A 14,005-nucleotide genomic window follows, 5' to 3' on the forward strand; every position below is an offset into this window, starting at 1 on the left:
TAATGTAGCCCCTTTTTTCAGCCCCTACATGTGGAAGGTTCCCGTGACTCAGAAGCCCGACCAGTGTCTTGGTGAATGGATCGACCGTGAAGCACTCGCAGAAGCGATGATTCCGCTTATCGGTCAGCTTTACCGCAATAACAACGTGGTGAGCTCGATCTATGGCCGCAGCCTGATCAACCAGTCTGTCATCGCGATTCTCAAAGCTCACCGCTTTGCTCGCCATCGTCAGTCCGATGACGCCGAACTGTCCGTTCACGAAACATTCCCGCTGCTCAAAGCGATGAGCGAGCTCAAGCTCGGCGCCGCTTCGGTAGACCTGGGCAAGTTGGCGGTCAAGTTCAAGGCCGAAGGCAAGGGCCGTACTGCCGAGCAGTTCGTCCGTGAAGAACTGGCTGACGTTGTAGGCCAGCAGAACGCTTCCGCACGCAAAGGCACTGACGTTGTACTGTACGGCTTCGGTCGTATCGGTCGTCTGCTGGCGCGCATCCTGATCGAAAAAACCGGTGGTGGCGACGGCCTGCGTCTGCGTGCCATCGTTGTGCGCAAAGGCGCTGAAAACGACCTGATCAAACGCGCCAGCCTGCTGCGTCGCGATTCGGTTCATGGTCCGTTCAACGGCACTATCACCGTCGACGAAGCCAACAACACCATCACCGCCAACGGCAACCTGATCCAGGTTATCTACGCGAAGAACCCGACTGAAGTGGACTACACCCAGTACGGCATCAAAGACGCTCTGTTGGTGGACAACACCGGTGTATGGCGTGACGCCGAGGGCCTGGGCCAGCACCTGGCCTGCCCGGGTATCGACCGCGTTGTTCTGACCGCGCCTGGCAAGGGCAAGCTGAAGAACATCGTTCACGGTATCAACCACGGTGAAATCACCGCTGACGACAAGATCGTTTCCGCCGCCTCCTGCACCACCAACGCCATCGTGCCGGTGCTCAAGGCTGTGAACGACAAGTTCGGCATCATCAACGGTCACGTTGAAACGGTTCACTCGTACACCAACGACCAGAACCTGATCGACAACTTCCACAAAGGCGATCGCCGTGGTCGTAGCGCCGCGCTGAACATGGTAATCACCGAGACCGGTGCTGCTACCGCTGCTGCCAAGGCCCTGCCTGAGCTGGCCGGCAAGCTGACCGGTAACGCGATCCGTGTTCCAACGCCGAACGTGTCGATGGCAATCCTCAACCTGAACCTTGAGAAAGCCGCCACCCGTGAAGAGATGAACGAGTACCTGCGCTACATGGCGCTGCACTCCGATCTGCATAAGCAGATCGACTTCGTCAACTCGCAGGAAGTGGTTTCCACCGACTTCGTTGGCTCGCGCCACGCAGGTGTTGTGGACGCTGAAGCAACCATCACCCAAGACAACCGCGTTGTTCTGTACGTTTGGTACGACAACGAATTCGGTTACAGCTGCCAGGTGGTTCGCGTGATGGAAGACATGGCCGGTGTAAACCCGCCAGCATTCCCGCGCTAAGCCTTAGCCGCACCTGAAAACGCCCCGACTTGTCGGGGCGTTTTTATTTGTGCGGTTTGTCTGGCCGGCCTGCGGAGTTGGCGAAATATCCTGTGATACATCGATTCTGGAGCCTTTGTATCAAGATGATAGGTTTGTCCGCGAATATACAGACTTGAGGATGATTTGAATGCGCTTTATCGCAAAGCCTTGCGCAGCATCGCTATTGCTGGCGGCCACCGTCTCTTTCGGCAGCCTCGCCATGGCGAATGCCCAGCGCTCGGATATCGACAGCGTCGTGCAAGATACCGCCCAGGCGGTCATGCAGCAGTACAACATTCCCGGCCTGGCCATTGCGGTGACCGCGAATGGCAAGCAGCGGTTCTACAACTTCGGCGTGGCCTCAAAGGAAACACAGCAAAAGGTCACGAGCGACACACTGTTTGAAATCGGCTCGATCAGTAAAACCTTCACGGCCACCCTGGCGACCTACGCCGAGGTCAACGGTCAGCTTTCACTCACTGACCACCCCGGCAAGTACCTGCCCGAGCTTGCGGGAAGCCCGTTCGATAAAGCGACGCTGATCAACCTGGCGACCCATACCGCAGGCGGCTTCCCCCTGCAGGTGCCTGATCAGGTACAGAACAACCAACAGCTGATGGACTACTTCAAGACGTGGCAGCCGACGTATGCGCCGGGCGCTCAAAGAACCTATGCCAACCCCAGCATCGGGGCGCTGGGCATGATTACGGCGATCAGCATGAAGATGCCGTTCGCGGTGGCGCTGGAACAGCGACTCTTCCCGGCACTCGGAATGCCTAACAGCTTCATCAACATCCCGGCGAGCAAGCTGTCGCTCTATGCTCAGGGTTACAACAAGCAGGATGTCCCGGTCCGGTTGAATCCGGGTGTGCTGGGTGACGAGGCCTACTCGGTAAAAACCAGCTCCACGGACCTGATTCGTTTTGTCGAGGCCAATCTGGGCGTTGCGAAGGTCGAAGCAAAACTCGGTCGGGCACTGATGGAGACGCACAAGGGCTATTTCCAGCTAGGTCCGATGACTCAAGACCTGATCTGGGAGCAGTACGATTACCCGGTGCAACTGAGTGCGCTGGTTGAAGGCAATGCCGACAAGATGATTTACGACAGTCATGTCGTCACGGCATTGAATCCGCCACTGGCACCACAGGAGGCGGTCTGGGTCAACAAGACGGGGGCGACCGGCGGGTTCTCTGCCTATGTGGCCTTCGTCCCCGAGAAGAAGCTTGGCATTGTGGTGCTGGCCAACAAGAGTTACCCCAACGAGCCCCGGGTGCGCCTGGCGCATCGGATCCTGAGTGAACTGGATTAATGTTCTCTGATTGAGTGGCGGCCGATGTGAACTCTCCAGCGTTGCCGCGCTAAGCCTTGGCCGCACATGAAAACGCCCCGACTTGTCGGGGCGTTTTCATGTGCGGCGGTTCATTATAAGGAGCCATTAGACATCATCTATTAAATTGGAAGTGTTCATGTGTCATCGGCTATGTCTGGTCGGCGCAGTGTAGTTATATCGTTTTATTCTTGATGTGTGCCAGATCAGAACGCTGTAAATCTCGACATGTTAACGCTGTAAAAATTCAATAATAAAAAAATCCTCAAATAAAATAAGCAGTTGCAATGGGAGGGTGCTGTTACTTGCTTTATGTGGATCCAATACAGGGTGCGCTGAATAATTGACGCCATTTTATTGAATGGCTCGATGCTTGACAGCGATGGGTGCTGAAATTAGTGTCTCCCCCTGGCTGCTCCGGCATCGGCCGGGGTTGGGTGACAGCAAATTGCCTGTATTGTCGGGCAAGTACTCACGGTAATTTCACAACTTTGGCATAACTTTGGCAGTGCTATTTTAAAGATACTGGCGTTTTAATGATGCGTCATGATGGCAACTAATACTCCAAAAAGACAGGGAACTTATTCCTGCTCACATCACACTGAATCTAAATAAACCGTGCGGGCTTTGTTGCTGTCCGGGGAATTGATGATCCGCTTTCGTTGATCCTGCTTAATGTGTTTTGCGGTTACGTTCTAATCGGGCATGACGGCTGCGCAGTGCTGACATATAGCCGTGTATTCATGGCTTATTGGGAGAATTAAACATGGCAGAAGAACGCTCAAGGTTTTTTTCATGGTCCCTGTTGCCGCGTCTGGTGGGCTTGGGTGTCCTGGTATTTATCATCTGGCTGTTGCTCTCGACGTTGCTGATGCCGCTGGTGTCGACATCGGCGACACGGGCAATTTTGAATGCACCGGTCATTCTGCTGACGACACCCATCGAGGGGGTGGTGAATTCGCTTGAGGTCAAACCCGGCTCGACCTTTACCCAGGGCCAGAAGATTGCGGTGGTCGAAAACCCGCGGGCTAACCAGGAGACGTTGTTGACCCTGCAAACCCGGCGTTTGACCCTGGAGCAGGAACTATCATCATCGGCCAGCCAGGCCGAGCACGACCAGCAGTATTACGACGAGTTGGAGAAAACCAGCCAGCGCTATCAATCGGCGTTTCATACTCGTCAGCTCTATGCACAACGTGCGCTGAAGGCCGAGAGCACTGCCGCCAGCGCCCGCTTGACGGACGCACAGGAAACCCTCGATCGCAACCTCGAGTTGTTCACTCAAGGGGCGGTCAGTGGCGCGGTCGTCGCCGCCTCGAAAGCCAAGTTGGCCTCGTTACAAGGCGCGGCAGAGTCTGTCCGTTCACAGCTGAAAATCAATGACGGTGATGTCAATGCCGCCAATAAGCAGGTCTACCTTGACCCTGATCAGTTGCGCATGTTCGACCTCAGCGCGCAGATGACCACCCTGAAACTGAGCCTGGAAAATCAGGCCCGCAACCGCGAGACCTATCAACGCGAACTCGACAATCTCAACCACCTGATCGAAACCGAACAGAGTCGGGTCAAATTGACGGCTGGCTATGAGGTCACGGCGTATTCGTCCGGCACGGTTCAAGAGCTGTTGGCGCCCCAAGGGACGGTGGTGCAAGCCGGGTCGACTTTGTTGCGAGCCACCAACTGCAAAGAAAGCTATGTCGTCGCGGTGTTTCCGGAGCGCGTGGCCAGCAAGATTGATCACGACAGTGTCCTGACGGTAAGAATCCATGGCCTGGACGAACCGCTCAAGGCCAATGTCGTGCAGTTGTTATCCAGCACTAAGGATATTCGCCCTAACAGCTACAGCGTTCCTTTCCCGTTTGCCGAGCAGAACTCGGTGTACGTCGTCGGTACTTTTGCCGCTGACCTCACCGACAGCCAGCGCGCCATGACCTGCAATCCAGGGCTGTGGGCCAGCGCCGAGGTATCTCACTGATGAGTCCGCGCAACGTTGTGCAATGGCCGTGGCTGCCGGGCCTGATCGGGGTGATGCTGATGAGCAGCGGCGGATCTGCGCTGGCAACGCAAGCCAGGCCGCAACTGGCGTCGATGACCTGTGCAGCGCTGGATCACGCGGTGCAATCGCAAGCGGCGGGGCCGGTGTTGCTGGCCAGTTATCCGCCGCTGGACGGTCAGCCGGCGCCAATCCAGGCGTTGCGTGGGGTTGCGTTCACCTACGACAACGCCCTGGCCAGCATCGCCTTGTTTGCCTGTGGTAAAGCCGAGTCGGCGCGACGGATTGCCGATGCGCTGGCCTTCGCCACGACGCATGACCCGGAATATCAGGATGGACGCTTGCGCAACGCCTACGCGGCAGGCCCGGTGGGTTCGTCGTCGATGCGCCTGCCGGGTTATTGGAGCGTAGAGCGCAATGCCTGGAATCAGGACGCCTATCAGGTCAGCAGTGCCACCGGCAATCAGGCCTGGGCCGCGTTGGCGTTGTTGGAGGCGTTGCGCCAGAGCGGTGATTCCTCCTACCTGGAGGCTGCTCGCAGGGTGTTGCAGTGGTCCGGGAAAAACACGTATGACGGACAGGCTCCCGCGGGTTTCAGCGGCGGTTACTACGGGTATTTCCCCAAGCAGATCCAGCAGACCTGGAAGTCCACCGAACACAACGTCGACCTGGCGGCAGCCTGGTCGGCACTCAACACGGCTGCGCCCGACCCGGGCTCGGCGCACCAGGCGCAGATTGCCCGGCAATTCGTGTCGAGTCAGTGGGACGCCGGGGAAGGGCGCTTTCTGATCGGCACCGGGAAGGATGGTCGAACCTCGGATCGCCAGCGCTCAGGACTGGACGCGCAGATCTGGCCCTTGATCGCCTTGAGTAATCCTCCTGCGGACTGGCGGCGTGTCTTCACGTTTATCGATCAGGCGCACCGCTCGGGTGCCGGGTATGGCTTCAACCGCGACCCGGACGGTTTATGGACCGAAGGCACCGCGCAAACCGCCGCCGTGGCGAGCTTGAGCGGTATGAAGGAAAAGGCGCAGCCGTTGTGGAATGTGTTGCTGGCCCAACAGGCCGGCAATGGCTGGCTGTTTGCAACACCCGCCCCGCGTATCAGTACCGGGTTGGCCATCGGCCCGGACTCAACAACCAACGACTTTTTCTATTACCACCTGCCTCACTTGGGCGCTACAGCTTGGGCTGCGATCGCTGCCACCGGCATCAACCCCTTTACCGGTTTTCAAGAGGCTGACTGACATGCAGGCACTGGACACGCTGCAACTTGTGCAAATCAATTTCTGGACCGTGGTCGCGGTGATTCTGTTCACCTGCCTGACGCGCCGTGATCAATGGGCGGCGCGCGCCGCTTTCGGAGCCATGACCGCGCTGTTGTTGATCAATTACGTGGCCTGGCGGATTCGCGACACCTTGCCTGATGGACACGCAGGATTTGCCTCGGTCTGGGCTTACGCGTTCCTGTTTTTCGAAATGTTGGCGATCGGCTACACGCTGTTTTCGATCATCGTCCTGCTCTGTCGCTCGGATCACCACGCCAGTGCCGATGCCGGGGAGCAACGTTTGCGTGCCCAGGGCCACTCGGTGCCGGCGGTGGATGTGTTCATCGCCACCTACAACGAAGGCCTCGATATCCTGGAAAAAACCATCATCGCCGCCCAGGCGATCGACTACCCCAACGTGACCATCTGGGTGCTCGACGATACCCGCCGCGACTGGTTGCGCGACTATTGCGCCGAGGTCGGTGTGCAATACGCCCGACGTCCCGACAATTCCCACGCCAAGGCCGGTAACCTGAACAACGGCCTGCGTCTGTCGGCGGCCAGCAGCAATGCGCCGTACATACTGGTGCTCGACGCCGACTTCGCCCCGCAGCAGCCAATCCTGATGCGCACCCTGGGATTGTTCGACGACCCCAAGGTCGGCCTGGTGCAGACGCCGCAGTTCTACTACAACCCCGATCCGATTCAGCACAACCTCGGTTCATCCAACTGCTGGGTCGACGAGCAGCGAGTGTTCTTCGACGTCTACCAGCCGGCCAAGGATGGTTGGGATACCGCGTTTTGCGTGGGCACTTCGTTTGTCGTGCGGCGTGATCTGATTACTGAAATGGGTGGCTTTCCGACCGGTTCGGTCTGCGAAGACATCTACACCAGCTGCCGTCTGCAGCAAAAAGGCTACGTCACCCGCTGGTTGAATGAGCGACTGTCGATCGGTTTGTCCGCCGAGGGGTTGACCGAGTACATCAATCAGCGTGGACGCTGGTGCCTGGGGACGATCCAGGTCGCGCTGCTCAAAGAGGGCCCCTTGCGTGGTCGTGGCTACTCACTCAATGAACGGCTGCACTTCGTGCATGGCTTGATGCACTGGTTCTCCAAGCCATTCATCCTGATGATGCTGGTGTCGCCGGTGTTGTATTGGTATTTCGGTATTGCCGGATTCTATGCCCATCCGGCGGATTTCATGGCCTTCGGCATGCCGGCGTTGATTGCATTCTGGGGCTACGGGACGTGGGTCACTGACCGGCGTACCTTGCCGATTTTTACCGAGGTCACCCAAATCGTCGCCTCACTGGCGGTGACGGCGACGATCCTCAGCGCGATGGTCCGGCCGTTCGGCCGACCCTTCAAGGTCACGGCAAAGGGCCTGGATCGCTCACGCACAACGGTCCACTGGAAGTTGTTCGGGTTCTTTTTTGCGCTGACACTGTTCTCGCAAATAGGCGCTTACATCACCATCAGCAACGCGGCTGCGTTCGACGGCAATATGCTGTTCAACCTGTTCTGGACGGTGGTCGCGCTGATCTACAACCTGGCCACCCTGGTGGCGTGTGTTGACCGGCCACGCTTGCACGGCGAAGAGCGCTTTCCTTTCGATAAACCCAGTGGGTTGCGCTTCGCCGGCAAAACCCTGGCGGGCCAACTGGTGGATATATCGCTGAGTGGCGCCTCCATTTCCTGTTCCGTTGCGTCATTGATCAAGCCCGGGCTACGGGGGCAGGTGTGGGTCAATAAACTCGGCTGGCTGGATATCGAGGTCATGCGTCATCACGGCGAGGACCGCTTGGGCTTGAAGTTCATCGACCTTGACGAAACGCTTCGACGCCGGCTGATCGCGCGGCTGTTCAGTGAGGCGCCGATCAACGTGGTCGGCAAGGCTGAGCCAGGCCTGGCTTTCGGCACCTTGTTGCGGCGTTCGTTGCTCGGCGAAAAGCGCACGGCACCGCGTTCGCGGCGGCCGGTCAAGGCGCCGTCCTACAGCTCACTGCCTGGTTTACGCCCGATCAGCTTCCGTTCGCGTCAGCAACCACTGCCGCAAATCAGCACCACCCGCTCAGGTCTTTGGGCTTTCCTTCTCACTCCGTTACGAGCCTTGCTCGGCCAACGTTTGTAGGTGCGCCTCATGAACAGACGCTTATCCACCTCATGTTTCATGTCGCTGTTATTGCTCGGCGGTTGTTCTCTGGAACCCAAATACGAGAAACCGGAGGCGCCGATCGATCAGCAATGGCCAGCCAGTTCGGCCAGTGACTGTTGCAGCGCCAAGCAGGCGTTCGACAAGGATTGGCACGGCTTCGTGCTCGATGACCGACTGCGCCAGTTGATCGACCTGGCCTTGAAGAACAATCGCAGCCTGCGTCAGTTCGAGGCAGGCGTCGAGGAGGCGAGGGCAGGGTACGCCGGTGCCGAATCCGGGCTGTTTCCCTCCATCGGACTCAACACCTACGCCGGCCGCAGCAAGTTTCCGTCACAGGTCAGGACGCAGGGAGGCGGCGTCAGTTCAGGCAGCACGTCCAACACCTTTCAGGCCAGCGGTGGCTTCACGTCTTACGAGTTGGACCTGTTCGGGCGCATCCGCAGTCAGCGAAACGCCGCAGGCGCACGCTTCGAGGCGACCGAGGCGGACTATCAGACGGCTCGCCTGGCGTTGATCGGTGAGGTGGCCAGCACCTGGCTTAGCCTCAAGGCCAATCAGAATCTGCTCGACCTCGCGCAGAACACCTACAAGTCCCAGGACCACTACGGTGAGTTGTTGCGCAAGAGCTACAACCTGGGCTCCAGTGCTCAAATCGATGTTCACCAGGCGGATGCGCAAACCAACACGGCGGCAGTTCAGATCAATACGTACCGCATGCAGGTGGCGCAGAACACGAATGCGCTGCGGGTGTTGGTCGGGCAGCCGGTGCCGGTTGGGTTGTTGCCCACTGGCGTGCTGGGTGAGCAGTTGGCAACCGCCGATGTGCCCGCCGGGTTGCCGTCGTCACTGGTTGCGCGACGGCCCGACATCATGGCAGCCGAAGCCTTGTTGCGAGCTACCAATGCGGACATCGGCGCAGCCCGCAGCGCTTATTTCCCGACCTTTTCGCTGACCTCGGCAGTAGGCGGCCTGACCGGTGACTTTTCGCGATTGTTGAGTGCGCCGGCCGAGTTCTGGTCGGTGGCTCTGGCGGGGTCGTTGACCCTGATCGACGGCGGTGCGCGAAAGGCGCAGGTGGACGCCAGCCATGCGCGGTTCAACGGGCAGGCGGCGGCGTATGAAGCCACGGTGCAGAACGCTTTCCGCGAAGCCGCCAATGCCCTCAACGCCCGCCAGGAGATGCTCACCCAGGTCGACTATCAGAAGCGTCTGGTGGCGGATTATCAAGCAGCCTACCGACAATCCCGATTGCGTTTCGAGGCGGGGATGGACAGCTACTTTTCGACGATGGACGCGCAGCGTTCGTTATTCGACGCGCAGCAGAAGTTGACGCAAATGGAGCTGGCGCGGGAGATCAATCAGGTGGACTTGTACAAGGCGCTAGGCGGGGGGTGGGGTCAGTCGGTGAAAATGGCGAATCGATAAACTGTGTTGTTCCGGAGGACCTCTTCGCGAGCAGGCTCGCTCCCACATTGGAATGGCGGTGTGATCACGATTGTGTGAACGCCGCTGAACCTGTGGGAGCGAGCCTGCTCGCGAATTCGATCTAGCGGGTGCCACCGACTACAGCAGCCTGCGCGGTGCGCAACTCATGCCGGTTGCCACGGAACAGCACCAGCGTTGCGATCAAGCCAAGTACCGCTGCGCCGCTCAACCAGATACCCGGTGCTGCCTTGTTGTCCAGCACGTGGATCAGGTAAGTACAGGCCGCCGGGGTGAAGCCGCCAAAGGTTGCAGTCGCCAGGCTGTAAGCCAGGGAGAAACCGGTGGTGCGGACTTCAATCGGCATGATTTCGGTCAGGGCCACCACCATGGCGCCGTTGTACGAGCCATAGAGGAACGACAACCACAACTCGACGATCAGCAGATGGCTGAAGCTTGGGTTGGCGACCAGCCAGGACAGTGCCGGGTAAGCCGTCAGGATCGCCAGGGTGGTCGCCGCCAGCAGCAGCGGTTTGCGCCCGATCTTGTCGGACAGCGCACCCATCACCGGCAGCCAGAAGAAGTTCGACAGGCCGATGCACACGGTGACCAGCAACGCGTCAAAGTCCGACAGGTGCAGCTCGGCTTTACCGAACGTCGGGGTGTAGGCGGTGATCAGGTAGAACGACACGGTGGTCATGATCACCAGCGCCATGCCGGCCAGCACGATGCCGAAGTTCTGACTGATCGAACGGACGATATCTCTCAAGCTTGGGCGATGTTTACGCGCCTGGAATTCCGGGGTTTCTTCCAGCGAGCGGCGAATGATGAAAATCGCCGGCACGATCATGCAGCCGATCAGGAACGGTACGCGCCAGCCCCAATCACCCATTTGCTCGGGGCTCAGCCAGTGGTTGAGGCCCACACCCAGCAAACCGGCAAACACTACGGCGGCTTGTTGGCTGGCGGACTGCCAGCTGACAAAAAAGCCCTTGCGGCCAGGGGTAGCAATCTCGGCCAGGTAAACCGACACACCGCCCAATTCCACGCCCGCGGAGAAGCCTTGCAGCAAGCGGCCAAACAGTACGATCAGCGGCGCAGCGACGCCGAGGGTCGCGTAACCCGGCACACAGGCAATCAACACGGTCCCGGCCGCCATCAGCGCGAGGGTGATGATCAGGCCTTGGCGACGGCCGTGACGGTCGATGTAGGCGCCGAGAAAGATTGCACCCAGTGGGCGCATCAGGAAACCGGCACCGAAGGTGGCCAGTGACAACATCAGGGAAGCGAAAGCGCTGTCGGCAGGGAAGAAGGTTTTGGCGATGGCCGTGGCATAGAAGCCGTAGACCATGAAGTCGAACATCTCTAGGAAGTTGCCGCTGACAACGCGAAATATCGCTTTGCCTTTGCCCGTAGTCGAGGCCATTTGATCTTACTCACTTTGGCTGTCTTGTTAGAAATCCCTGGTCTTGAAACATCCTTACTGACGGGTCTGGTCTGCGCCGGTGCCTCGAACAGTTTTGTAACGATATGTGTAAGAGTAACGCTAGGCAACCAATAGTTAGCGTGCTGCTTAAACGTTATAGCCATGAGCCAGCCCGCTCCCACAGTTCTATCGCATAATGGCGGGCCTTGGCGTTCTGTCGGGGGGGGGGGAACTCTTTGGGGAGGGGTGCGCGTTGTTGAACTGGCGATCGGGTGTTTTCGTGGTGCTTGTTGGCGCTTTATCAGGCTGCGGTAATGGCGACACCCTGGAAAGCTTTGGCGGCCCGACCATGGGCAGCACGTATTCGGTCAAATACATCCGCCATCCGGGGACTCCCGGGCCGGTCGAGGTGCAGAAGCAGGTCGAGTCGATTCTGGCCGAGATCGACCGGCAGCTGTCGACCTACCGCAGTGATTCCGACATCGAGCGATTCAATGGTTTGCCGGCCAATAGCTGTCAGCCAATGCCGGCGCCGGTCTTGCAGTTGGTCAAGGTGGGCGAGCAACTGTCAGAGACGAGCGACGGTTCTTACGACCTGACGGTGGAGCCGCTGTTGAACCTTTGGGGGTTCGGCCCACAATCGCGCGATGAAAAAATCCCAGGCGCCGAAGCCTTGGCTTTGGCCCGACAACGCGTCGGTTATACGCATCTGCGGATTGAAGGCGATCAGCTATGCAAGGACGCGCCGGTCGAGGTGGACTTCGGCAGCATTGGCGCCGGGTACGCCGTCGACAGGATCGCTGCGAAGTTGCAGGAACTGGGTATCGACAGCTTCATCGCCGATGCCACGGGCGAGCTCAAGGCCATTGGCAAGAAGCTCGACGGGTCGCCCTGGAAGATTGCGCTGGAGGAACCGCGCGATGACCAGCAGGTTGTCGAACGGGTGATCACGCTGGACGGCAACGGTGTTTCGACCTCAGGCGACTACCGCAATTACTTCATGCAGGATGGCCGGCGCTATTCCCACACGTTCGATGCCCGAACCGGCGCGCCGATCACCCATACCCTGGCGTCTGTCACGGTGATTCATCCTTCGACGCTGATGGCCGATGGCTTATCGACGCTGTTGCTGATTCTTGGCCCCGAGCGCGGTTGGGACTACGCCGCAAAGCATGATATCGGTGCATTTTTTGTGATGCGAACCGATACAGGCTTTGTCACGCGAACCAGTCAGGCTTTTGATCGCCTGAGTGCCGAAAAAGCCAAGTAGATACGGTGTGATGGACCCTCATTGTTGGCGTTGTAGTGCAGGCAAAACTAGCCTACGACGCGACCAAGGGTTAATGTGCGCGGCGTTGACGCTTCTATAGACTGTGTCCGGGTTCTCGACTGACCCCAAATTGTTCCTTCATGCCGCAAGACCGGCATGATTTAGCCGCAGGTGCCAACGGGGTGCCGCGGCCTGTTCTGAGGAGTACGCATGGCTGTCTACAACTACGACGTGGTGGTGTTGGGTTCCGGCCCGGCGGGAGAAGGCGCGGCAATGAACGCCGCCAAAGCAGGGCGCAAAGTGGCGATGGTCGATAGTCGTCGCCAGGTCGGCGGCAACTGCACCCACCTTGGCACTATCCCGTCCAAGGCCTTGCGTCACTCGGTCCGGCAGATCATGCAGTTCAACACCAACCCGATGTTCCGGGCCATTGGTGAGCCGCGCTGGTTCTCGTTCCCGGACGTGCTGAAAAGCGCAGAAAAAGTCATTGCCAAACAAGTTGCCTCGCGCACCGGTTACTACGCGCGCAATCGGGTCGACGTGTTCTTCGGCACCGGCAGCTTCGCTGACGAGCAAACCATCGAAGTGGTCTGCGCTAACGGCGTGGTCGAAAAACTGGTGGCCAAGCACATCATCATCGCCACCGGCTCGCGTCCGTATCGCCCGGCCGACATCGATTTCCACCACCCGCGTATCTACGATAGCGACACCATCCTCAGCCTCGGCCACACCCCGCGCAAACTCATCGTTTACGGCGCCGGCGTGATTGGTTGCGAATACGCCTCGATCTTCAGTGGTCTGGGCGTGCTGGTCGAGCTGGTGGATAACCGCGGTCAGCTGCTGAGCTTCCTCGACTCGGAAATCTCCCAGGCGCTGAGCTACCACTTCAGCAACAACAACATCACCGTGCGTCACAACGAAGATTACGATCGCGTTGAAGGCGTGGACAACGGGGTGATCCTGCACCTCAAGTCCGGCAAGAAGATCAAGGCCGACGCCTTGCTCTGGTGCAACRGCCGTACCGGCAACACCGATCAACTGGGTCTGGAAAACATCGGCGTGAAGGTCAACAGCCGTGGCCAGATCGAAGTTGACCAGAACTATCGCACCTGCATCCAGAACATCTATGGCGCAGGCGACGTGATTGGCTGGCCGAGCCTGGCCAGTGCCGCCCACGACCAGGGTCGTTCGGCCGCTGGCAGCATCGTCGATAACAACAGCTGGCGTTTCGTCAACGACGTACCGACCGGGATCTACACCATTCCGGAGATCAGCTCGATCGGCAAGAACGAGCAAGAGCTGACCCAAGCCAAAGTGCCGTACGAAGTCGGCAAGGCGTTCTTCAAGAGCATGGCGCGTGCGCAGATCGCCGGTGAGCCACAAGGCATGCTGAAGATCCTGTTCCACCGCGAGACGCTGGCAGTGCTCGGCGTGCACTGCTTCGGTTACCAGGCATCGGAGATCGTGCACATCGGTCAGGCGATCATGAACCAGCCGGGTGAACAGAACACGTTGAAGTACTTCGTCAACACCACGTTCAACTACCCGACCATGGCCGAAGCCTATCGGGTAGCGGCCTACGACGGCCTCAACCGGCTTTTTTGAGCGGCTCCGGCCGGTGGCCTGAGCCG

Annotated in this window: 9 protein-coding genes; 8 read left to right on the forward strand and 1 reads right to left on the reverse strand. The window is 58.9% G+C overall.

From position 1 onward, the window contains the following. Positions 1-28: 28 nt before the first annotated feature. The 6 genes from AC1DIH_RS08215 (at position 29) to AC1DIH_RS08240 (ending at position 9,681) form a co-directional block, all read left to right on the forward strand. Positions 29-1,492: a glyceraldehyde-3-phosphate dehydrogenase gene (locus AC1DIH_RS08215; protein ID WP_477771314.1), complete on the forward strand. Its 1,464-nt coding sequence runs from the start codon at positions 29-31 to the stop codon at positions 1,490-1,492. 169 nt (positions 1,493-1,661) lie between these two features. Beyond that, positions 1,662-2,822 carry a class C beta-lactamase gene (gene ampC, locus AC1DIH_RS08220; protein ID WP_477771315.1) on the forward strand — a complete coding sequence of 387 codons (1,161 nt, stop codon included), beginning with the start codon at positions 1,662-1,664 and terminating at the stop codon, positions 2,820-2,822. 784 nt (positions 2,823-3,606) lie between these two features. Further along, positions 3,607-4,815 (forward strand): HlyD family secretion protein, encoded by a 1,209-nt coding sequence (locus tag AC1DIH_RS08225; RefSeq protein ID WP_477771316.1) that lies wholly within the window; start codon positions 3,607-3,609, stop codon positions 4,813-4,815. Beyond that, positions 4,815-6,080 (forward strand): hypothetical protein, encoded by a 1,266-nt coding sequence (locus AC1DIH_RS08230; protein WP_477771317.1) that lies wholly within the window; start codon positions 4,815-4,817, stop codon positions 6,078-6,080. The genes AC1DIH_RS08225 and AC1DIH_RS08230 overlap by 1 nt, the downstream gene beginning before the upstream one ends. Position 6,081: 1 nt before the next feature. Then, the gene (locus tag AC1DIH_RS08235; RefSeq protein ID WP_477771318.1) at positions 6,082-8,232 is read left to right on the forward strand and encodes a glycosyltransferase family 2 protein; all 2,151 of its coding nucleotides are present in this window, start codon (positions 6,082-6,084) and stop codon (positions 8,230-8,232) included. Positions 8,233-8,241: 9 nt separating this feature from the next. Continuing rightward, the gene (locus tag AC1DIH_RS08240; RefSeq protein WP_477771319.1) at positions 8,242-9,681 is read left to right on the forward strand and encodes an efflux transporter outer membrane subunit; all 1,440 of its coding nucleotides are present in this window, start codon (positions 8,242-8,244) and stop codon (positions 9,679-9,681) included. Positions 9,682-9,802: 121 nt separating this feature from the next. Here the strand turns inward: AC1DIH_RS08240 and tcuC are convergent, their stop codons facing one another. Continuing rightward, a complete protein-coding gene (gene tcuC / locus AC1DIH_RS08245; protein ID WP_427544785.1) occupies positions 9,803-11,104 on the reverse strand; it encodes an MFS transporter in 1,302 nt (433 codons plus the stop codon). A gap of 283 nt (positions 11,105-11,387) precedes the next feature. Between tcuC and AC1DIH_RS08250 the strand changes: the two genes are divergently transcribed. Beyond that, a complete protein-coding gene (locus tag AC1DIH_RS08250) occupies positions 11,388-12,374 on the forward strand; it encodes an FAD:protein FMN transferase (RefSeq protein WP_477771343.1) in 987 nt (328 codons plus the stop codon). 210 nt (positions 12,375-12,584) lie between these two features. Next, positions 12,585-13,979, forward strand: coding sequence for a Si-specific NAD(P)(+) transhydrogenase (gene sthA, locus AC1DIH_RS08255; protein ID WP_477771320.1), 1,395 nt, complete (start codon positions 12,585-12,587; stop codon positions 13,977-13,979). The last annotated feature ends 26 nt before the right edge of the window (positions 13,980-14,005 follow it).

The organism is Pseudomonas sp. 05N36 (genome assembly GCF_056397385.1).